This is a genomic window from Bacteroidota bacterium (assembly GCA_018266755.1).
Classification (GTDB): domain Bacteria; phylum Bacteroidota; class Ignavibacteria; order Palsa-1295; family Palsa-1295; genus JAFDZW01.
Genome location: JAFDZW010000006.1, coordinates 153,045 through 175,316, shown reverse-complemented (window position 1 = coordinate 175,316; position 22,272 = coordinate 153,045). Strand labels below are relative to the sequence as shown.

Below are 22,272 nucleotides of genomic sequence, written 5' to 3'. Positions count from 1 at the left end.
TCGTTCTGCGACGCTACATAACTCGATTTTGAGCTAAAAGGATGCGCGAATCTCGGCTCGTGCTGTATGTGTCAAATGGCTGCCGGAGGCCGATGGTTCGGAGCGTCCATCATAGGAAACATTGACGATTACGCCACGCGATATCTCTTGATCCGCACCGAGCGACCACTGCCATGTGATACCTTGTGCCAATCCGTCAGAAACGCCGTACGGAAGGAATGTTGCATCGGCAGTATGGGCGATGAATTCGTTTCGTGAGAGTTCTGCCCGAAACGAAAGGGCTGTTGAAATTGCATAGCGAGCAGAGGCGCGGAGAATATCGATCGATGCAGGACGATCGGCCAGATATATTGCGTCTCTGATCGATGCGAACGAAGCAAAGAGCGAATAGCTCATGCATGCACCAAGCGGATCGAGCGATAAGCGAAGATCGCCCCAATACCTGCGCGATTGCTGCGGACGATTCGACGACAGCGAAGAGGTCGCGACATTTTCAACAACCTGTCCGCCATTCTCCTCCGAGGTAATCTCATCGGAGAGCCGAAGCCGTGAGCGGAGGCTCAGCTCGCGATGATACGATCGTTCGAGACCGGTCGTGTATTGCGATGCAATCCGTCGTTCGTTCCACCGCATGCGAAATGAGGCGCTCGGATTGTTGTCGAGTACATCGATGTCTTGCTGAAACTCTTGTATGCCATGGATGGTGGTCGAGTCGCGGAGAAAATGCGAGAGCCGATAGAGATAAATATCCGAGGTGGTGCGATCGGTGCTATTTTCATCGACGCGGATATACGATTCGAACGAAAGAGGTGAAAGCAACTGCAACGGATTCGACGCCGGAAGCTGCGAAGGCATGAACCGCAGACGATAACTCGAATGAAGATCGACGGTCGGCTCCAGTTGATCGCTCGGGATCGTAAGCAAAATATATGTTCCTTGATCGGCATATCGGGCAGGTTGGAATTCCTCTGCATCCTGCTTCCCATTCTTATTGAGATCTCCGAGGTACATATAGTTACCTTGTCCGGGCGGGACGGCGAAGAACAGGCGTTGCATGGCCGCAGTACGCAGCTCTGAGCCTTGATAGTCTGCTTCGACGGACACCGCACCATTCCCACTGCGGTACCGAGGGACAATGTGCAGCAGCAGACTGGAATTGTCACCACCATTGATTGCTTTCGACAGACTATCGAGAAATGTACGAGAGTGCATACCGAGATCAACCTTCGCCGAAAAACCGGAATGCGGCGTCAGCGAGGCCGAGAGGACGAATTCGGAGGCGTGTGAAATGTCCTGCAGCAATGCGTTGCGTACACTATCGTCTGTTCGATATGTGTACCGGGCACTCAAGGTACCGGTGCCGGTAAGCGATGCTGCAACACCACCGCCAATTTCGGAGAAACGAAAACTCTCAGGGAGAAGAGAATCATTTGAGAAAGAAGCGCCATCTGTGCTCTTTCGGACGGCGTGTGTGTATGATAATGTCGGCTGCAGAGAAACAAGCGAATCGGAAATGACTTTTGTCACTGCCGCCGCGAACGTACTCCATCGCGAATCGACGTTGAGCGACGAGTCGCTTGTTGGGGTCAACGAATATGCAAGCCGTAGATCGGGAAGAGGTAAATGTGTGCCGTCGAATGTCGCGCCGTATGAGTAATTGGTTGCCGAGTATGCATTGCTACCGAGCGAGTACGAACCTACATCCATAGAAAGAGCGAGGCGTGAAAGAGCCAGACGTATCCCGGCGGTCTGTTCGTGTTCGTCGCGACCGAGCTGCGCGGTGCCGAGCGAACCATTTTCGAGACCATACGCTCGCATCGATTCGACGTTGCGGATGCGATCGAACGGAGCGAACTCGGCGGCGGTGAATGCGTCACTTGCCCGCACGGATGCAACGATGGGGAACATACCGTGCGCGATCGTATCGTTGTAGTCCGCACGAAGACGATATGCATTCGCCGAGACTGCGCCGAGAGACGAAAATCGGTTCGCGTTGAGTGCGCTGATCGCCCCGTCTGCGTACAAACCGAGTCCGTCGAATGGCCGCAGTGTCAAGGTTGCACTCGCGAGTTGATGTAATTGGGGAAACGGAAGAAACACCAAGGTGTCGTAATCGCCGCGTCCGGGACCGACGTAGGAATACTGACCAACGCTTTCGCGTACGTACTGACCTTTCCCTTGCCCTGCGAATCCAAACGAAATATTATAGATCGAGTTGATGGTATCGAAGGGAGCATATCGGTAAAAGCGGCTGCTTGCACCTGCGATAACAGTATCGACGGGGGAGTAGTACCCGCGGGCCCGTCCATTGCTATCGCGAGCGGCGATCGTGACCCCGCTTTTCGATGCGTTCGAAGGATCGTTGCCGGCTGCGGAGAGAATACTCTTGTCCGAATCACTGAGCGATAGTTCGCGCGGATTGTTCGGGTCGTCGCCTTCACGCAGATAGCTTGTGGTGAAATTGATTCGATTGCCCAGGAACGACGTCGATTGCTTGGCAACAATAAGTTCGCGGCTATATTGTTCGGCGGTATATTCGAAATCGACGGTGATACGCGACGACGCGGTTACGATGCGCTTGGTTGTGAACTGGATCTGAGCGAGACCGTAGTCGATGACATAGTCGTTCTGCTCACCTCGGGTCATGAGCACACCATCGATATATACATGTTCGGTCCCCGCAATGACGATGATGGCTTGCTCGCCGTTCTTGCCTGTGAGTCTGTACGGCCCCTGTACACCGTCGAGACCCTGAAGACTGTTGGTGACGAACTGGCCTTTTGTCACAGAATATCCAGCTGCGACAGCCGTCGGGCCGATTTCGACGGCGGCCATTGCGCCGAGCACTTTGCGCGAGATTTGATCGAAGTATCCTGAGGACGGCAGCGAATCTTGGCGGATATTCGATAGTGCGAGCGGAAAGTCGCCAATAGTGGCACTGAACCGCTTTGGCGAGTGGAGTTCAATATAGATTCTGTCGATGTCACGAAGTGTCTGGGTGTTGCCTTCCGGTTGCAAGGGGGTAGATTCTTCGCTGAGCGCACCTTTGAATTCGAGGTCGTCACCGAGTGCGCCAGAAAAAGATAGATTGAAACTGTTATTGAACGTTGCGTCCTGGCTGGTACCGACTTGCACACCTCGGGTGATGCCTCCGGCCTTTGAAAATGTAAAGGGCTCGCTTGGCTGAGGAGACGGTGTCGAAGATGTTCGTGATCGGGTTACCGCGCTGTCGCGTATTGCATCGGCAGTATTTGTATCTGCGCTGAACAAGGTATACGATCGCTTGAGCGATGTTGCACAGAGATCGCAACTCACATCGAGCAGGTGTGTAGCAGAATGTTCGCCGGAAAGCGATGCGCCGAACAAGAGCGAACGAACGGATGGAGCGAGTACGATACCAGGTACGCCGTCAGAATCATCGATCGTGAAGTCAACCCCATTGCGTAGTGTCAGCGAATTGTCTACACGAAGTTGCAGCGACGAGAGTACGAAGAAGGAATCTGCGAGGACGACGACGGAGTCGGTGGCAGAGGTGAGGGTGAAGGTATGGGCGTATCGCTGCGCACACGAATCCTGCGGATGGTAACACAGCAGCGCGAGGAAGCACAATACGAGTAGGGTACTGCGACGTGGCACGCTTGTAGAACACGCAGGAGCCACCGGTTAATTGCGGCGACGAGGGTGATGGGAAGTCACTTTTGCATCCCTACGCGCGGGGTGGGCCCCTTCGATGACAATGACGAATTCGCCTTTGAAGGGGTGCGCCGCGAAATAATCGCAAATCTCGCCGATTGTCCCGCGCAGGATACGTTCGCCGGCCAGTGTCAGATCGAGCGCGACACATGCTCTGCGTTCGACAGGGAGCCCGTGTGCAAGATCGCTCAGTACTTGCTGAAGCCGGTACGGCGCTTCAAGTAGCACCAGTGTTTCGGTTCGGGTGCGAAGCTCGCGAACGGCGGTGGCACGACGATCTTTTTCGCGGGGCAAAAATCCGATGAAGGAGAATTGCCGAAGCGAGAATCCACTGACCACCAGCGCAGCCAATACGCTCGATGCACCGGGTACCGAGACGACGGGGATCTGTCGCGCAATACACTCGCTTACAAGCGCATCGCCGGGATCGGCAAGTAACGGGGTACCGCAATCACTGATAAGCGCAATGTTCTTGCCTGCTTCCAGCTCGGTGATAATATCCGTTTCTGCCGTGCCGGTGGTATGTTCGTTGAGGAAATGAAGGGGCTTGTCGATCTCGAGTCGTCGCAGGAGCGCACGCGCGGGTTTGGGCTCTTCGCAGGCAATGAGATCGCACGTTCGCAGGACGTCGATGGCGCGCAGCGTAATATCGCGCGGATCGCCGATCGGCGTGGAAACGATGAAGAGCGTACCGGCTTGACTCATTCGATGCCTTTGCCGGAAGCAACCGCCTGACGATATTCTCTGGCGAAGAGCATGATTACACCGGTCGTCGGTACGGCGATCAGCATCCCAAGAAAGCCGAGGAAATACGCAAAGACAAAGACAGACGCCAGAATCAGGATCGGCGGGATGCCGACACCTTTGCCGACGATGCGCGGACCGAGGAAGTAGGTTTCGAGCATGTGCATCCCAAGGATGATCGCTGCGCCGATTATAAGATTGCCGGCAGTGATTGGCATCGTGATAACGATCACGATCTCCACAATCACGACACTCGAGATAAGACCGATAAACGGAATCAGGTCGAGCAGCATGATCATCACACCGAGCAGCGATGCGTACGGGACGCCGGCAATCGTGAGCGCAATCCCCGAGAGTGTGCCGATAATAATTGCCACGATCGACTGACCGCGGATGTACCCATACAGCACCTTATCGATACCATCCATGAGCGCACTCCAATGTGGGCGGCGTTTGGCCGGGACAAAGCCAAGCAGGCTCGGGCCCAACTTATACCAGTCTTTCAGCAGATAGATTGACGCGATAGGGATCAGGATCAGATCAAGCGTACGCTGCAACACCGAAGGCAGAGCCGAGACGATCGAGAGCGCAATACTCGGAAGTGTCGCCGTGAAGTTCTTAAGGGCCGGGTAGAGTTCGTTATTAAGGAATTGCGTGACGTATTTCCCGGGAATGCCGAGCGAAACGAGGAAACGACGGATGCTCTCCTCGTCGAAGCGGATCTCGTTATTCTGGAAGAAGTCCGAAAGTGTCCGAAGCAGCGCCTCGGCTTCGTTGACAATGAGTGGGACGATCAGGTAACCGGCAAATCCGACGACACCCACCAGCAGTAGTACAATGATGATCGACAGCCATGTTCGCGATAGCTTCCACTTCCGGTGCAGCGTGGTCACCAACGGATTGAACAAATAGGCGATCACCATTGCAACGATGAAGGGCAGCAAGATGCTTGCAAGTGTCGATACGAGCCATAAGCCGAACAGTGTTGCGCTCGTCAGCAGGATCAATCTGGCTGCACGATATTCGCGCAACGGGTAGAGCAACAACAGGATCGTCAGGACAAGCAGGAACGGCTGAATACCGTTTGCGATCAAGTAGAAGAGTGTTGCAAGAGCGAGTGTGCCGGCCGCGATTGCAATTCCGTCGAAGCGGTTCGCATGCTCGCTTCTGCGTGCTTCCTCTTCGGGGGGCAGGGGTGGGGTGGTCCCCGAAACGATCAGGTTCTCCTGGTTCGGCACAGCGGGTTCAATCTACGTAATAGTACGTTCAAATATACGCCGTAACGGACGCAATGCTACGATGTTATGCATTGAGTGGAACGGTAGCGGGCGGCAACTTACTTGCCGGAGGCAGGTGTGCCGATGGCGTAGGTCGGCGTGCGCAGCACGTCGGAGAGGGGGCGGTGGAAGAGGCCGTAGTCATTCGCGTCGGCGAAGACGTTATTGACGACCTCGAGACGGACATGCGCCGTCCCACGATTGTTAAAGCCAAGCTTTGTTGCGGCCGCTTCAGAAACGTCGATGATGCGATGGCCGACGTACGGACCGCGGTCGGTAATCTCGACGATGCAGCTCGAGTCGTTGTCGAGATTGACGACCCGCACAAGCGTACCGAAGGGAAGCGTCCGATGGGCAGCCATGAGCGCATTCTTGTCGAACGCCTTACCGGAGGCAGTCTTACGGTTATGGAACCGGTGACCGTACCATGAAGCGGTCCCTTCCATTGCCGGGGCAGAGCGAACCTTGAATTTTTTGTGGTGGCTGCGATTCGCCTGGATGCGGCGCTCGCGGGGAGCTTTGTCTTTGCCTACAGTCTTTGCGACCGCTTGTGCCGCCGTTGCGCCGATCGAGACAATTGCGGTAAGCCAGAGGAACGTGGTTGCGAGCGCAACGCGAAGCGTGGCCTGTACGCGACGGCGAAGGCGCTCCTCAGCCGTGATCACAGCCTTGGGCAGGGCCATCACCACCTGAGTGGAGGTGTCAACGACCTCTTTGGAAATCCGCCGTATGTCGGTTACCGTATTCAAGTGACCCTTACTACGTTTCCCGTGCCGGAATAGTTTCAGTTGCGCTACATGCAATTCTCATGCCATATTATCAATTCCGGCACGTAATTTCTTACAAAACAGTAATTTATTTCACTACTCAAGATCGTCGTCCGATTGCTGCTCGTCGGAATACGCGCGTTCGACGATGCGACGGTCGAGCAGGAGGTCGTTGAAGTCATTGATCTTTTTTGACCGAGTTGGTTCGGGGTCAAATTCCGCATAACCGATTATTTCCTCATCACTTGAGAGGAGAACCGCAACCTTCCCATTATAGCCGATGATGGCGCTTTCGCCTCTGAAGGTTAGCTCTTCGTCGCCAGTCTCAGCCTGGAGAGTCTCCGAACCAGTGCGATCGGCAAATGCGACGATGACCTTGTTCTCGAACGCGCGGACCCGGAGCGTGTCGAGGAGCATCCCGGTCGTGGTCACGATATTCGACGGCATCGCAATAACCTCGGCTCCGGCCATCGCAAGTTGGAGTGTGACTTCGGGGAAGCGCCAGTCGTAACAGATCTGCATGCCTATCTTGATGCTGCGGTCTTCGCGAAGGGCGAGATCGAACACCGGGTAGCCCAGGTCGCCGTGCACGAAGACCATCTTTTCATAAGAGAAGAGATGAACCTTGCGATAGATACCGGCGATGTCGCCGAAGGCAGAGATGGCGACGGCACTATTAAAGACGTCCTCACCGTCGAGTTCGGCAAACCCGAGGACGACGGCTGTCTCGGTTTGGGCCGCGACTCTGGCGATGCGCTCGATCTCGGGTCCGTCGGGTTGAACGGCGAATGGCGTTGCATCTTCGGTCGAGGAGAATGCATATCCACAGAGCGCTAGTTCGGGAAAGACGAGGATGTCCGCGGTGCTTTCGCGAATGAAGCCGCAGATCCGCTCGATGTTCGCATCGATATCCTTATGGACCGGCGCGAACTGGACTACTCCGATGACGGGCAAGTGCCTCTCTTCTTCTTCTTCAATCATGGCGTTCTCGTTTGAGTCGTTTCATTGCGATCCGGACGTAGTCCGGGTTCATTTCGATACCGGTAAACATACGTCCGAGCCGCTTGGCAACGACCGATGTCGTCCCGGAGCCGCTAAAGAGGTCGAGCACGCGGTCACCGGGGTCGGATGAAGCTTCGATAATACGCTCGACAAGTGCTTCGGGCTTTTGGGTCGGGTGCTCGGTGTTCTCGGGCATCGACCAAAAGGGGACGGTAAGGTCTGTCCAGATATTCGACGGATGTGTGAGGCGTTCGCGCTCACCGTCTGGGGTCTCGTACCAATCTTTCGGTTTGCCGTTTTCGCGGTATGGCGCAATGACGCGTTTGCGAAGCTTGACCCGTTCTATATTAAAGGTATAGTGCTTTGGGTCTCGCACGGCGAACCAGATGTCCTCCATGTTCTGCTTCCAGTTATGTTTTGCGCCTCGGCCTTTCTCGCGCTTCCAGGTGATGCGGTTGAGAATGTGAAATCCGGCTGATTCGAGGACGTCCTGATAGAATCCGCTATGCACCCAATCGGTACAAATATAGATCGATGCATCCTTGCGCAGCACTGAGGGGAGCAGTGCGACCCATTCGGCAACCCATGCGCGGTATGCCGCCTCGGTCTGGCGGTCGCTGCGATTGCCGAAGTCTACGCCGTTATTGTAGGGCGGATCGGCAATGGCGAGTGGAAAATTCGCTCCTTCGAGCTGCTTCAGCGCCGGTACTGCGTCGCCGAGGAATATCTTGTTCTTAGTATTGGTGCGTGGATCTGTGAGCCGCGGAAGTGGTTTCGCCCTGTCGGCGGCCGTGAGCCTAAGTGTTTTATTGCGAGGTGAGGGCATCGTTTAGAAACCGAACGCGACGGAAAGCGTGATACTCGTATCCTTATAATTATACTGCTTGATCGTCGATTTGTACTTCGAGTACTGGACGGTCAACTCCGGCGTGAACGAATCGAACGCACCGAGGAGCCGGTCGTCGAAGACGAATAGGCGGGTGAGGTCGAGTGTTGCGATCGTGCCGTCATCGGTTCTCGCCGGGATATTGGCTTTGACATTTGTTCGGACTAATCCTTTCCCGTATTCGCGGCGCTCGAACGCGAGGTCGAACGTCGGGCTGATATCCCAGAATATCCGTGTCGTAGCGAAGGCCGAGTATCGTGTTAGCTCGTAGGAGTAGGGATCGTCCGACGCCTGGCCGCCGATCTGGCTGCGGCCGAGAATCGCATTGAAGAGATACGGATGCAGTTGTGACGAGCGAGTAAGAGCACTTGCAGCCCCGAGACTGAGTCGATCGCCAAGAAAGAACGCCGCACCGAGACCGATTGCGGTCATCGAGAAATTTGACGGTTCGGTATATTCACTGATGATCTTTCCGCGCGGTCCGGTCCGAACCGAATCGAACGGGTGCAGATAGTTTGCAAAACTCATCCCAAACTGCGCGCTGAGCACGACCACCGATCCAACGGACAGGTGTCCGTCGAGTCTGAACTTATTCTCGTTGTAGGTATAGAGCGTATCGTTTGGGTATTGGTGCGAACCAAAGCCGTATGTTGCGCCAACACCGAAATGCTCGGATGCGTAATACGAAATACGCGGCTCGAAGGTGAACTGGGTGTAGGAAAACGCCTTGTACTTCGTCGAGTTTGTCTGTTGTTCGTACACGGCTGGAATCGACAATAGCGTCGCAAGTGTCGTGCTTGTTTTTGTGGGCGCATCTTCGCGGATGCTCAGATCCTGCGAAGAACTTTCCGACAAGTCAGTGATCGCATCGACGAGCGTAATCACCGGGGCATTTTCCGTCGCTACAGCGTCCGACGGTCTGAGCTTTGCGACGATCGGCGCTGGCAGAGCCTTTTGCAGTGTATCGATCGGTGCGGAAGCAAGCGGTGTGAGGTCATTGACGGCACTTGCTCGCTCCATCAAGCCCCGAGAGGCGACCAAGACCCGACGGATACTGTCGCTGACCACCGGCCCGACAGACAGCTTGGCAAGAAGGCCGAGCTCCATACCAATCTCTTCATTGAGGACTTGCTGGACGCTGGATGTAAACTCGCCGGAGCGGAGCACTTCAGCGACAGCGGCTACCGATTCCGATAACGAGTCTTTGAGCGAGTATGCTGCATCCGACGAATCGTCGCTCATTCCTACAGCATCGATATCAAGCGAATCGAGTCGAGTGCTCAACTGCTCGAATGCGATTGCAAGTCCTTCGATCGAGTCTTTTGCCGATTCGGGAGCAGGGGGCGCCAATTCCTTTACAGCCTGCGTCGTGTTGACAACGGGAGGCGTGGTTGTCCTGGGTGGGACAGGGAGTGGTTTCGGAGTGTCTTCGTCGAGGTAGAATGCAGCAGTGATGCCGAGGTCGTACTTGAAATAGGAATTGTTGCTTGAAACCGAAGAGTAGTACGGGTTCGTCGCGGCTTCGAATGTCAGGCTATTGATGCGCGAGAGCGCAAGTTTGTATTGCAGATCGACCGAAGGCAGAAACGGGCGGTCAGGTGCGGTGGTGTCGGTGCCGGCGGCGTTCGAAGACGAATTTACGCCGATGCCGACATTGCCGCTAAACTGCGCCCGGGCTGCTACTGCAACGACAAGCAGCAATGCGACGAATGTTCCCGTGTGTAGAACAGATCGGGGTACGAATGAACGTGAGAAGAGTCTCACGATCTTGGGGCGTTCACTGCGGTCCGTGTACAAGATGAGTATAGAGTGCCGAATACCTCGGATCGGCGCCGAGCGAGAGCAGCAGATAGCACAGCCACATTGTAATACCGACCGAACTCGGTACGGAAAAATTATCGTCGAGCTTCAGACGTACGCTCATCGCCTCGACGAGTGTCCCGACCAGCACGCCGACGAAGCCAATGCCGTATTCAATGGGCAGCCCAAGCACCTTCGGAGCGAGGGCGACGACGATCATCGCACTCACGAGAAATGCGGTCGAACCCTCGACCGATTTATCGAAGAATCGGTGGCGCCCAAACCGCCTGCCGATGAGCGCACTCGTCGCATCCGAGACGATTAGCGTCGCGAACGAGGTGATCGCGATCACCTTCGGAAACAGTACGACACAGAACACAGCGCTGATCAGGACATACGTTCCGCCGGAAAGTAGCTTCTTACGAGAATCTGTTTCGTGGGGACGAAGAATCTTGCCGAAGACCATCTGGAACATCTTATCCACGACAGGGACGTAATGACGTCCGTAGTCGATCACGAACGCAAGGATCGTCAACGGCAGCAAAATCCACAGTAGTGTGGACTCCGGCACGAATGCGTAAAAAATCACGATGGCGAGCGACGACAAATGAATGGACTTGCGCACAAGTTCATTCGACATCGAGATCTGTCGCTCACGCGGGGTCACAGGGGTTGTTGCGATTTCCATAGAAACGAACTGCGCAAAAATACGAGGATTTGTACGCATGGGGCGGATATTGTAACAACCCGAGTGCCTGCCGAGTAGCGATTGCGACGGAATGGCACCTGCCGCACTTGCTGTTATAGGTCCGATTCATCAAGAACCACATCGCGTGAACGGCTTTCGATCAGTGTATTCTATTATCATCGCGGCGCTCTTCCTCCTGCAAGTGCCGGCTCGCGGGCAGAGTGTACAATGGGCATCGAGCGTCATCTCGTTTTCATCGCAGCTTGGCGACAAGGAATACTCTGCCAAGCAGGTCCTCGGGAAGCCGAACAAATGTCCAGCTTCGGGCGACAGTCCGTGCGCATGGGTCGGAAAGAACGACGGCCTCAGAGGCGGAGGCGAGGAACGTATAAAAGTCGGCTATACAACGCCGATGCGGATCCAGCAGGTCGCGATCGCCGAGAATAGCGGGCCGGGCGCTGTGCAGCAAGTGATCCTCTACGACCACGAAGATAAGCCGCACCGGGTATTTTACGGCGAGCCGGGGTCGGTCGCTGTTGCTTCGCGTGTCATGAATGTCTTTTTCAAGCAGACGACCTACAAAGTATCGGCCGTCGAGCTTGTATTGCAATGCGGGAAGGTGCCGGGATACAATGAGATCGATGCGATCGGGATCTCGGACAGCAAAGATCCAGTCAAAGCGACGATCAATATTGCCCCCGATTCCAAGGTAGCCGGTTCGAAAGAGAATCTTGGGTACGGGGTAAATTCTCCCTACGACGAGGTGTTCCCGGTCATCTCGCCCGATGGACACACGCTCTACTTCGATAGAAAAGATCACCCCGGCAACTACGGGTATTCCGATAATATTTGGTATTCCACTCTCCAGTCGAATGGGCAATGGGGACAAGCGATCAATCCCGGCCCACCGCTCAATAGCGGTCGTGGCAGTTACCTCGCTTCCATTACTCCGGACGGTACGATGGCGCTGCTCGGCGGTGCGTATCCGAAAACGAAAGGAAGCTACGAAGTTGAGGCCGGCATCTGGACATCCACGCGGACCAAGAACGGCTGGGCGGCACCGGTCAAGCTACAGATAGACAGTTTTTACACCCGGCATCGCTTCATGGAATTCTGTCTGGCCAACGATGGAAAGACGATCCTCGCGAGCTTGCAGCGATCCGATTCATACGGTGTTCGAGATATCTACGTGTGTTTCCGTCGTGACAACGGCACCTGGACCGCACCGAAGAACCTTGGCCCCATCGTGAACTCGGCCGCTGATGAAGGGATGCCGTTTCTCGCTTCCGATGGAAAGACGCTCTACTTTTCGAGCGATGGCTTCGCGGGCTACGGATTAGTGGATATGTACCTCACCCGTCGCCTCGACGACACATGGGAACACTGGAGCGAACCGCAGAATCTCGGTCCCGATTTCAATACTCCGGATTGGGATGCATACTACACGGTCCCGGCATCGGGTGACTACGCCTATTTCGTCTCGAACAAAGGGGCGGTTGGCGCGCTCGATATTTTTCGGGCTAAGCTTCCGCCGTCACTGAAGCCGAACCCGGTTGTGCTCGTGAGCGGGAAGGTGTATGACGAGAAGTCCGGCAAGCCGCTCCAGGCGGAGATCCGCTACGAAATCTTACCCGGTGGGAAGGATGCGGGCATTGCACATACGAACCCGACCGACGGAAGCTATAAGATCGTGCTTCCGGCCGGGAAGATGTACGGCTTTCGTGCGGAAGTGAAAGGATATATTCCGGTCGATGAAAATTTGGATGTGAAGAAAGTCAAGGAGTACGAGGAGATTACGCGTGACCTGAAACTCGTGCCGTTCGAAACGGGACAAACCGTTCGCCTCAATAACATCTTCTTTGATTTCAACAAGAGTGTGCTGCACGAAGAATCATACGCCGAACTCGACCGCCTGGTGGAGATGATCAAATCGAACCCTGCCATGCACATCGAGATCGCCGGACACACCGATAATGTCGGTTCGCCAGCGAAGAACCTCCGCCTGAGCGAAGACCGCGCGAATGCTGTCAAGACATACCTCGTAAAGAAAGGGATCGACACCAAGAAGTTAAAGGTCGTCGGCTACGGCAGCAGCAAACCCATCGCCAAGAACGATACGGAAGACGGACGCCAGCAGAACAGGCGAGTGGAGTTTACAATCCTGAAGTAACCTAGCAACTCCGGCTTGTTGCCATTATAATTCGAGATGGAGGTGTCTATTCACCCAATACACCACCTCGCTCTCATCGCGCACCTACCATATAAATAGAAGGATTTACACAGGAGCTTTTGGGAATAGGGATAAACGAAAAACCCCGGATGACAGAAGCCATCCGGGGTTTTGAATAGTAAGATTGCGTGCTTACTTGAGATCGACCTTTGCGCCGGCTTCCTCAAGCTTCTTCTTGAGAGCCTCGGCATCAGCCTTCGAGACTGCTTCCTTCACAGTCTTCGGTGCGCCATCGACCAGATCCTTAGCTTCCTTGAGGCCAAGACCCGTCGCTTCGCGGACGGCTTTGATGACGTTGATCTTCTGTGCGCCTGCATCAGCAAGAACGACGTCGAATTCGGTCTTCTCTTCGGCTGCTGCCGGTGCAGCACCGCCTGCGGCAGGCATCATGCCTCCCATCATCACCGGTGCGGCTGCAGTCACGCCGAACTTCTCCTCGAGCGCCTTCTTGAGCTCGGCGGCTTCGCCAAGCGTCAGGCTCGAGATTGTTTCAACGATTGCATTGATATCTGCCATGATTCTGCTCCTCGGTTATAAAACGTGAATAGATTTGAAGCTATACGTGAGTGCGTAAACTTGTTAGGCTCCTGCTTCGGCCTTTTTCTTCTCGATCGCGTCGACGACATAGACGAGGTCGCGCTGCAACGCGCCAAGCACGCCGACGATCCCGGAGATGGGGGAGTGCAGGCTGCCGACGATGCTGGCCATGATCTCTTTCTTGGTCGGCATCGAAGCGAGCGTCTTCAGCTGCTTGCCGTCGTACATCGAGCCGTCGAGCCACGCTGCCTTGAACTGGAGCTTCTCGACCTTCTCGGTAAACTCTTTGAGGACGCGAGCCGGAGCAGCGGGATCTTCAAAACCGAATGCGAGGCCGGTCTGGCCTTCAAGAGCGGTATTGATCTGGTCGTTCGAGATGCCTTTAGCATCGAGCGCACGCTTGATCAGCGTATTCTTTGCGACCTTATACTTCGCGCCGGCCTTACGGAACTCGTTACGGAGCTCGGTTGCCTGAGCGACGGTGAGTCCTTTATAGTCGGTAAAGTAGATGCTCGAAGCTGATTCGAGAATCTCACTGAGTTCGGCTACGGCCTGTGCCTTTTCTTCGCGCGTCATTGCTGCGTCGGGTTTGCGTATCCTGAAAAATCGGTTATTTTCTCCCTCATCCTTTTTGAGGGAGCCACTGTAAACTGTTGGTATGGTTGAAAAGTTCAAGAATCGTACCGAAAAATGTGCATATGCAACCTGCGGGGTGGGGATGCGTAGGCCACTGGGGAAGCCCGAGGTTCGGAAACTTTCCCCCGTACCTCGGCATTCTATATTATACGAAGTTTTTTACTCATTTTATTATTGGAGAGATTGTATGCGTAAAGTATTGATGCTCATTGCGTTGGGCTCGTTCATGGCAACCGCGGTTACTTCCTATGCCTGCGACGGCGACAAGGCGTGTGCCATGAAGGGCAAGAAGGCCAGCAGCTCCTGTTGTGCAGCAAAGGGGACGAAAGCGGCGGCCACCAAGGCGGACCCGAATTGTAAGGTCAAGAATGGCAAGGACTGCAGCAAGGACCCGAACTGCGTCAAGGAAATGGCCGGAAAGAAGTCAACGAAGAATTGCTGCGCGAAGGACGCCAACAAGAAGTCCTAAGTCAGGATCGTATACCCTGAAAAAGCACGAGGCGCCGCAATATGCAGGCGCCTCGTCTGTTTTTAGAAGGTTCGTACAGCGTGGCTATGGTCGTGTGACGGTCATCGTATATACTTCATTGTAGTTGACATCGCGAGCGTGGATGTAGGCCACGCGATCTGCCGCGGGTGAAAGTGCCACAAGACTCAGCACATCGCGGGTCAATTGTTTCTCAACTCCGGTATGCAGATTCCGGGCATACATCGCAAGCGTCTTGGTCGAGTCGGAATTCAGATCGTAATGATTATACACGAGCAGTCCTTCGTCAGCCGAGATATCGAAACTTTCGACGTCGATCGGCACGACGGTAGCCCGGGCCATCGTATTAAGATCGACCTTGTCAACGGAGTAATCGGTCGTCTTTCCGGACTGGTTTCGAAGATAGAGGGCATTGGTACTCGCAACATACACGGCATTATGAAAGGCAGTGGATGCTCCGCCGAGTGTCGTCCGAAGCGTTCCGGTCGTATCGTAGATGACAACCTGAGAGCCTGCACTATCGCGAAGCGTCAACGCGAATTGCCCGTTGCCAAGCCAAAGACCCGGCTGCTGCTGAAGGTTCGAGACGTCGAAGCTGGTCACCGTCCGTGTTGCGGCTGAGCCGGTCTGCAGATCGACGACGACGACGGTTCGGATCGTTCGGTTCGACGGCGATATTGAGCCGATAGCGTAGTGTAGATCCGGCGAAACAGCATAGAGATGAAACTGGAGATACCGTTTGGTGTAGGCGTTTGTGCTTGGGTTAATCGTATAGAGGTCTCCACCGAGCTGCGTTGCGACAAGCGAATTATCCGGCGTCGTAAAGACGGAATACGAGACGTCGGGCACCGCGGACTGATCGCAAGAAATTGTTTTATTAAGCGAACCGTCGGAATTGAACCGTGCCAGATTATATGCGGCGGTCGGTCCGGTTTGGTACTGCGTCAGGGTGTACTTCTGGATCAAACCGTAGATTGCCCCGCCATCGTGTTGCCAGCGCAGCTCGACGATATCTTGCACATCGACGGTCGACGAGATATTGTCGCAGCCGCTCAGAAGCGCAGCGAATACAGCGATGACGGCAACGAGCCGGAACGGAAATGGATGAGTCTTACGCACGATTCTATTATATGACACGTTGAGCGAACGGAAGTTTCGAACGAAGGATGAACATCGTACGACGAAGTTCTGTTAACAGGAGCTTCCATAATAACGAGACTGGACGCATGCACGCCATTATTCCTGTTGCTGGGGTAGGGTCGAGACTTCGACCGCATACCTATACGCTTCCGAAGGTTCTCCTGAACGTTGCCGGAAAGCCGATCCTCGGCCACATCCTCGACCGATTACATTCCGACGGTGTTACCAGCGCGACGATCGTTGTCGGCTACATGGGCGATCTCGTCGAGCAATATGTCCGCGATCATTTCCCGGAGTTGACGGTCAACTTCGTGACGCAGGAAGAGTTACTCGGCTTGGGGCACTCGATCTGGGTGGCTCGCGAATTCATCCCGGTCGATGGCAGTCCGCTGTTCATTATTCTCGGCGATACGATTTTCGATGTCGACCTCAAGAGTGTCTTTACATCGAATGCTAGTGCGCTGGGGGTGAAGGTTGTCGATGATCCACGCCGGTTCGGTGTGGCAGAACTTTCATCGGGATACATTTCGAAGCTGGTCGAAAAGCCGGATAATCCGAAAACGAATCTTGCAGTCGTCGGGCTGTATTTTATCAAGAACCCGCTACTCCTGCGCCAAACGCTTGACGAGATCGTCTCGGGCGATCGTCGTACGAAAGGCGAGTATCAGTTGACGGACGCGCTGCAACTGATGATCGATCGCGGAGAAAAGTTTTCGACCTTTACCGTCGACGGATGGTTCGACTGCGGAAAGCCTGAAACGTTGCTCAGCACAAACCGTCACTTGCTCCAGAAGAATCTGACGACACGCGATGTTCCGGGCTCGGTGATTATCCCGCCGGTGTATATCGCACCGAATGCGGAGATCACGAATTCGATCGTCGGCCCGTATGCGACAATCGGGCTCGGTGCCAGCGTCACAGATTCAATCGTACGCAACTCGATCATTGGTGACGATTCTCGAGTAGCAGGTGTTCTTCTCGACAACTCGATCGTCGGCAACAATGCCGATGTCAAGGGAGGATTCAAGCGTATCAACGCCGGCGATTCTTCCGAGATAGATTTTCAATGACGATCGTCGCAGCCTCGCACAATGCTGCGCGCTCATTTCTGAACAAATACTAAGGCAATACGATATGGCATACCTGTTCACGTCCGAGTCGGTTTCCGAAGGACATCCGGATAAAGTTGCAGATCAAATCTCCGATGCGATCCTCGATGCGTTGCTTGCGCAGGATCCGAATTCACGTGTCGCATGTGAAACCTTCGTGACAACCGGTCTTGCTGTCATCGGCGGCGAAGTGACGACGAGCGCGTATGTCAATATTCAAGAGGTCGCGCGTGAGGTCATCAATCGGATCGGATATACGAAGGCAGAGTATATGTTCGACGGGAATTCCTGCGGTGTCTTGAATGCAATTCATTCGCAATCTGCCGACATCGCAATGGGCGTCGATACCGGCGGAGCGGGCGATCAGGGTATGATGTTCGGGTATGCGACGAACGAGACACCCGAGTTTATGCCGGCGACGCTCGTCTATTCACATAAGTTGGTGAAAGTCCTTGCAGACATTCGACGCAACGAAGCGGCATTGATGCCGTACCTGCGTCCGGATGCGAAGTCGCAGGTCACGATCGAATACGATGGCCGTCAGATCAAACGCGTTCATACGATCGTCGTTTCAACCCAACATGACCCCGAAGTGACGCAGGAACAGATTCGTAAGGATGTCATCGCGCATGTGATCCCGCGAGTGATCCCCAAAGAGTTGATGGATGCCGATACGATCATCCACGTGAACCCGACGGGTCGGTTCGAGATCGGCGGGCCGCACGGCGATACCGGTTTGACCGGTCGAAAGATTATCGTTGATACCTACGGCGGTAAGGCTCCACACGGCGGCGGTGCATTTAGCGGCAAAGATCCGTCGAAGGTGGACCGCTCTGCTGCGTATGCCGCTCGCCACGTTGCTAAGAATATCGTTGGTGCCGGATTGGCGGAAGAATGCACGGTTCAGCTTGCCTACGCGATCGGCGTTGCTCAGCCGGTGTCGGTGTTTGTCACGACCCATGGCACGGGCAAGATCGGCGATGAAGAATTGTCCGACATCATCATGAAGAATGTCGATCTCACGCCGCGCGGTATCATTACCCGTTTGGATCTTCGCCGTCCGATCTACCAGGCAACCGCTGCCTATGGGCATTTCGGTCGTGACGAGTTCTCGTGGGAGAAGCTCGATCTCGTCAAGATGCTCAAAGCAGAAGCCGAGAAGGTTGCCGTCGCCGCGTAAGTGCCGGACTGAACGAACTATGTTCGTTCGTTGATTATAGAATGGAGCGATCTACGATAGTGGATCGCTCCATTTGTATATATGGCTTTCGATGTCGTCGGTATTGGGGAGGCGCTGATCGAGTTCGCAGAGGTCGAACCGAACCGCTACGTGCAGTCCTTCGCCGGCGATATCGTGAACTCATTATATTATGCCACGCGCCTCGGTCTACACACCTCCTTCTATTCTACCATCGGAGGCGACACGTTCAGTACTGACCTCCTGAAGTTCTTCGATCAATGTGGTATCGACCGCTCTTCGCTCAAACGGAGCACGAAGAATAACGGTCTCTACATCATCCGCACCGATAGCAATGGCGAGCCGTCATATACCTTTTTTCGTGACGATTCTGCGGCCCGTACTATGTTCGACTCGGTATCGGACGATGAATTCGAGCATGCCGTTAACGATGCGAGGGTATTGTTGTTCTCGGCAATCGGACTCGGAGCGTCGAGTAACCGCGAACGCTTCATCGACCTGATCGTGCGGCGCCCGACAAACCAACTCGTATTTTTCGATACGAATGTTCGGCGAACGCAATGGAATGATATGGGTGCGTTGCGGTCGTACGTCAAAATGCTTGCCCCACGGATCGATATACTTTCCACGTCGAGATCTGATGATGAAGCAATGTTCGGTTCGCGATCGGCGGACGAGGCGTTGCAGTATTATCGTCAGTTGGGAATTCAGCGAATCATCCTTCGGCAAGGGAGCGATCCGGTCGAAACGCTCTTTGACACCACCCGGCAAACGTTCGTCGTGCCGTCAGCGCCACGCGTGATCGACACGACCGGCGCAGGCGATGCATTCAACGCGGCGTTTATCGCTGCGTTCTTGAAAACACGGGACACTGCAGCCGCCGTCCGGATAGGGATAAAGGCGGCAATACAAGTGATCGGATTTCGTGGTGGAATCGTCCCGCAATTCGATCCAGTACTCGTAACTTCTACCGTATGAGCATTCATCTTATCGGCAATGCACATCTCGACCCTGCCTGGATGTGGCGCTGGGACGAGGGATTTGCTGCATTTGCAGCAACCTGCCGCTCGGCGCTTGATCGTATCTCGGAATCGGATGAGTTGATCTTTACAGTATCGAGTGCCGCTTGTTTTGATTTTATTGAACGCACCGATCCGCAGTTATTTGAGCGTATACGAGACGTGGTGCGAGCCGGGCGATGGTCTCTTCAGGGAGGCTGGTGGGTAGAGCCCGACTGCAATCTGCCGAGCGGTGAATCATTCATCCGACAAGGCCTTCATGGGCAATCGTATTTCGAATCGCGATTCGGGGTTCGATGCGATACGGGGTACTGCATCGATTCGTTCGGTCATAATGCAAACCTCCCTGTGCTATTGTGTGCATGCGGGATGCAACAGTACGTGTTCATGCGACCAGAAGAACGCGAGATGCATCTTCCCGGTGCGCTGATCGAATGGAGTTCGATGTCCGGCGATCGTGTGCTTGCATATCGGTTGCCGTTGCATTACTCGAACTTCGAATTCTCAACTCGCCGAAAGTTAGAATTGCTCTCAAGCGATCCGTCGTATGATGCGTCCAAGACGTGGATGATTTTTTTCGGTGTCGGCAACCACGGAGGAGGTCCGACGAAGGCAGAGATTGCGGATATTCGTTCGATGATGCAAGAGAGGGAGGATCTCACATTTAGCGATCCATCGAGATTTTTTCAAGTAGTACGGAATCAGCGGCAGACAGTACCGTCATTCACTGGCGAGTTCTATCCCCATGCCATCGGTGCATACAGTGCAAATGCACGGATCAAGCGATTGAACAGAGAAGCAGAAACCGGCTTGGTTCGTGCTGAAGTATTGTCGGTACTCGGTGAAATCTCCACCGGTCACTTCGCCGATTGGCAGGCGTTGCGTTCGGCATGGGATCAAACCCTCCTCAATCAATTCCACGATACCCTCGGCGGAGTGTCGACAAGGGAAGTAATGCACGATGTCGAGCTTGCATACAGTGAAGCGATCTCCGTTGCAGCAAGACAGGAACGCATCGCAGTAGCCCGGATTGCTTCTACGATCGATACTACCGGTGCGATTGAATCGTTGATCGTTTTTAACCCTACAAACTCTATCAATCATCGTGTTGTAGAGTTCGAGCTGTGGCACCCTGAAGCAAGTGAACGGGGTGAACGCCTGGAACACATTTCGCTCCGCGATAGCAATGGTCAAGTACATCCTACTCAGATCGTCGAAGCCAGCGGCAAGATCGGCGGAGACCGTGTTCGCGCTGTGGCTATGGTGGATGTTCCTTCGCTTGGTTGGTCCACGTTCGACATTCTCCGACATTCGGCCAGCCAACCAACTTCTTCGCCTCTGATTGTTTCCGAAGCCGGCTTATCAAATGGTCTCGTTTCGTTCTCGCTCAACGAAGGTGCCAGTGCCGACTGGGTGTATCGAAGTCCGACTGTGCACCGAGACGAGAGCGATACGTGGGGACATGGCATTACTGGGTTTGGAAACCCGATCGGCGAATTCACGATCAAATCAGTCAAACTGATCGAATCCGGACCGCTTCGGTCGATGCTACGGATCGAGAGTCGGTATTCTTTATCGACCCTCATTGAAGAGATTATAGTCTACGCCGAGGAATTAGTAATCGAGCATCGGATCCGACTCAATTGGCAGGAACAGGGAACAGTCTGCAAGTTGCATTACCCATTGCCTGCCGATACTACCCTCGGTACATGGTCTATTCCGTACGGCGTCATCGACCGCCAATTCGGCGAGCAGGAATATCCATTTGGAGGCTGGTTCTTCGCACGCGGGGGGAGTAAAGGGATTGGGGTTATCGCTCCGACCAAAACAAGCGCGAGTTGCGACGGTACCTCCTTGGGGCTGACGATTGCTCGTTCGGCTCTGGCAGCTCACCATGTACCACCCCATGTGCTCGGGGAAAATGAGACTCTCCATTACCTCGATCAAGGTGAGCAGGTGTTTACAAACTATGTTGTATTGGGCAAGCCCACTTGGCAAGACGCAAGGATGCCCCATCGATACGACCAGCTCTCGAAGGGTACTCCGCATGTGATCGAAGGGGAGCATCCAGGGCGACTGAGCAGGACAGTCTCGGTATTTGAAATTCACTCCGACGGTCTACTTACGACCTTGAAACGTCCGCATGTAAAATCCGAACCAAAGGAGTTAATTGCAAGAATTATCGAATCTTATGGTAATGCTAATTGCATGCTGGGCCTTCGCAATGCGCAAGGCCAATTAGAGAACATCGAGCTAACGCCATGGGAGATTGCAACAATACTTATACAGAGTTCAGGTATCCGCAAGACTTCAGCACTTGAAGACTAACTGCCCACAAGAGAATTCAGCAAACGTGCTTGTAACTTTAGAATATGCCCGGCGTTTCTAATCTGGAGGCACTGAGCGCATCGTATATGAGCGAAAAAGCGCAGGATATCAAAATCGCCCTTTCGGACGAGGACTTATGGGCCGCTTTTACCGAAGGCGAGGAGTCTGCCTATACGCTCCTGTACTATCGCCATGCCGATCGGTTGTATTCGTACCTGAAGATGCTCTTGAGCTCGCCCAAGTTTCGTTCAAGCGCAGACGATATCTATCAGGAAACGTGGGTTCGGGTATTTCAGGGGCGAGGGAAGTTCACGAGTACCGGGACTGGCTCGTTCGCAGGATGGTTGTTCCGGATTGCGCATAATTTGTCAGTGAGCCTGATGCGCCGGCCGCATACAGTGACAAACTTCAACGAGCTGCCGGAAGATTCGAAGGCATTGCGTACGGCATCGGTTCCGGCCTACGACCCGCTGAGCGATAACCGGAGCGTCGATGAGGTGCTGGCGATTTTGCATCGGGTGGTCGACGAGCTGCCGATGCCGTTCAAAGAAGTGTATCTCCTTTCGGAGTTCGAGCATTTGAGCATCGAACAGGTCGCCGAGGCAATCGGCATCACGAAAGGGAATGCGAAGGTCCGTTTATATCGTGCTCGCCAAGTAGTTCGCGAGCGAGTACTATCCGAGTTGGGGGAGGAGTTTGACGAAGCCCGCTCGGACATAGAATTATAGAAA

Annotated in this window: 18 protein-coding genes; 7 read left to right on the top strand and 11 right to left on the bottom strand. The window is 54.3% G+C overall.

What is annotated here, in order from left to right; genetic code table 11:
- Positions 1 to 33: 33 nt before the first annotated feature.
- From JSS75_13060 to JSS75_13025, 8 genes are all read right to left on the bottom strand, one after another.
- On the bottom strand, positions 34 to 3,636 hold the full coding sequence (locus tag JSS75_13060; protein MBS1904631.1) for a hypothetical protein: 3,603 nt from the start codon (positions 3,634 to 3,636) through the stop codon (positions 34 to 36).
- Between the two features lie 27 nt (positions 3,637 to 3,663).
- Positions 3,664 to 4,398: a 16S rRNA (cytidine(1402)-2'-O)-methyltransferase gene (gene rsmI, locus JSS75_13055; GenBank protein ID MBS1904630.1), complete on the bottom strand. Its 735-nt coding sequence runs from the start codon at positions 4,396 to 4,398 to the stop codon at positions 3,664 to 3,666.
- Positions 4,395 to 5,675 (bottom strand): AI-2E family transporter, encoded by a 1,281-nt coding sequence (locus JSS75_13050; protein ID MBS1904629.1) that lies wholly within the window; start codon positions 5,673 to 5,675, stop codon positions 4,395 to 4,397. Before JSS75_13050 ends, rsmI begins: the two co-directional genes overlap by 4 nt.
- A 98-nt stretch (positions 5,676 to 5,773) precedes the next feature.
- Entirely contained in the window at positions 5,774 to 6,397 is a 624-nt protein-coding gene (locus tag JSS75_13045) for a septal ring lytic transglycosylase RlpA family protein (GenBank protein MBS1904628.1), read from the bottom strand.
- A gap of 180 nt (positions 6,398 to 6,577) precedes the next feature.
- A complete protein-coding gene (locus JSS75_13040) occupies positions 6,578 to 7,462 on the bottom strand; it encodes a hypothetical protein (GenBank protein MBS1904627.1) in 885 nt (294 codons plus the stop codon).
- The gene (locus tag JSS75_13035) at positions 7,455 to 8,309 is read right to left on the bottom strand and encodes a site-specific DNA-methyltransferase (protein ID MBS1904626.1); all 855 of its coding nucleotides are present in this window, start codon (positions 8,307 to 8,309) and stop codon (positions 7,455 to 7,457) included. The genes JSS75_13040 and JSS75_13035 overlap by 8 nt, the downstream gene beginning before the upstream one ends.
- A 3-nt stretch (positions 8,310 to 8,312) precedes the next feature.
- On the bottom strand, positions 8,313 to 10,133 hold the full coding sequence (locus JSS75_13030) for a hypothetical protein (protein MBS1904625.1): 1,821 nt from the start codon (positions 10,131 to 10,133) through the stop codon (positions 8,313 to 8,315).
- A 13-nt stretch (positions 10,134 to 10,146) separates the two neighbouring features.
- Positions 10,147 to 10,857: a dolichol kinase gene (locus tag JSS75_13025; GenBank protein MBS1904624.1), complete on the bottom strand. Its 711-nt coding sequence runs from the start codon at positions 10,855 to 10,857 to the stop codon at positions 10,147 to 10,149.
- A gap of 145 nt (positions 10,858 to 11,002) precedes the next feature.
- Between JSS75_13025 and JSS75_13020 the strand changes: the two genes are divergently transcribed.
- Positions 11,003 to 13,027: an OmpA family protein gene (locus JSS75_13020; GenBank protein MBS1904623.1), complete on the top strand. Its 2,025-nt coding sequence runs from the start codon at positions 11,003 to 11,005 to the stop codon at positions 13,025 to 13,027.
- 192 nt (positions 13,028 to 13,219) lie between these two features.
- Here the strand turns inward: JSS75_13020 and rplL are convergent, their stop codons facing one another.
- Positions 13,220 to 13,603, bottom strand: coding sequence for a 50S ribosomal protein L7/L12 (gene rplL, locus JSS75_13015; protein MBS1904622.1), 384 nt, complete (start codon positions 13,601 to 13,603; stop codon positions 13,220 to 13,222).
- A gap of 63 nt (positions 13,604 to 13,666) precedes the next feature.
- Positions 13,667 to 14,200 (bottom strand): 50S ribosomal protein L10, encoded by a 534-nt coding sequence (locus JSS75_13010; protein ID MBS1904621.1) that lies wholly within the window; start codon positions 14,198 to 14,200, stop codon positions 13,667 to 13,669.
- Between the two features lie 247 nt (positions 14,201 to 14,447).
- Between JSS75_13010 and JSS75_13005 the strand changes: the two genes are divergently transcribed.
- Positions 14,448 to 14,729, top strand: a complete 282-nt coding sequence (locus JSS75_13005) for a hypothetical protein (protein MBS1904620.1) — start codon at positions 14,448 to 14,450, stop codon at positions 14,727 to 14,729.
- Positions 14,730 to 14,813: 84 nt separating this feature from the next.
- Here JSS75_13005 and JSS75_13000 read toward each other — a convergent pair whose 3' ends face one another.
- On the bottom strand, positions 14,814 to 15,866 hold the full coding sequence (locus tag JSS75_13000) for a hypothetical protein (protein ID MBS1904619.1): 1,053 nt from the start codon (positions 15,864 to 15,866) through the stop codon (positions 14,814 to 14,816).
- A 107-nt stretch (positions 15,867 to 15,973) separates the two neighbouring features.
- Here JSS75_13000 and JSS75_12995 point away from each other — a divergent pair, with 107 nt between their 5' ends.
- The 5 genes from JSS75_12995 (at position 15,974) to JSS75_12975 (ending at position 22,269) form a co-directional block, all read left to right on the top strand.
- A complete protein-coding gene (locus JSS75_12995) occupies positions 15,974 to 16,957 on the top strand; it encodes an NTP transferase domain-containing protein (GenBank protein ID MBS1904618.1) in 984 nt (327 codons plus the stop codon).
- Positions 16,958 to 17,021: 64 nt separating this feature from the next.
- A complete protein-coding gene (locus tag JSS75_12990; GenBank protein MBS1904617.1) occupies positions 17,022 to 18,176 on the top strand; it encodes a methionine adenosyltransferase in 1,155 nt (384 codons plus the stop codon).
- A gap of 81 nt (positions 18,177 to 18,257) precedes the next feature.
- Positions 18,258 to 19,172 carry a hypothetical protein gene (locus JSS75_12985; protein ID MBS1904616.1) on the top strand — a complete coding sequence of 305 codons (915 nt, stop codon included), beginning with the start codon at positions 18,258 to 18,260 and terminating at the stop codon, positions 19,170 to 19,172.
- Positions 19,169 to 21,541: a hypothetical protein gene (locus JSS75_12980; protein MBS1904615.1), complete on the top strand. Its 2,373-nt coding sequence runs from the start codon at positions 19,169 to 19,171 to the stop codon at positions 21,539 to 21,541. Before JSS75_12985 ends, JSS75_12980 begins: the two co-directional genes overlap by 4 nt.
- A gap of 44 nt (positions 21,542 to 21,585) precedes the next feature.
- The gene (locus JSS75_12975) at positions 21,586 to 22,269 is read left to right on the top strand and encodes a sigma-70 family RNA polymerase sigma factor (protein MBS1904614.1); all 684 of its coding nucleotides are present in this window, start codon (positions 21,586 to 21,588) and stop codon (positions 22,267 to 22,269) included.
- The last annotated feature ends 3 nt before the right edge of the window (positions 22,270 to 22,272 follow it).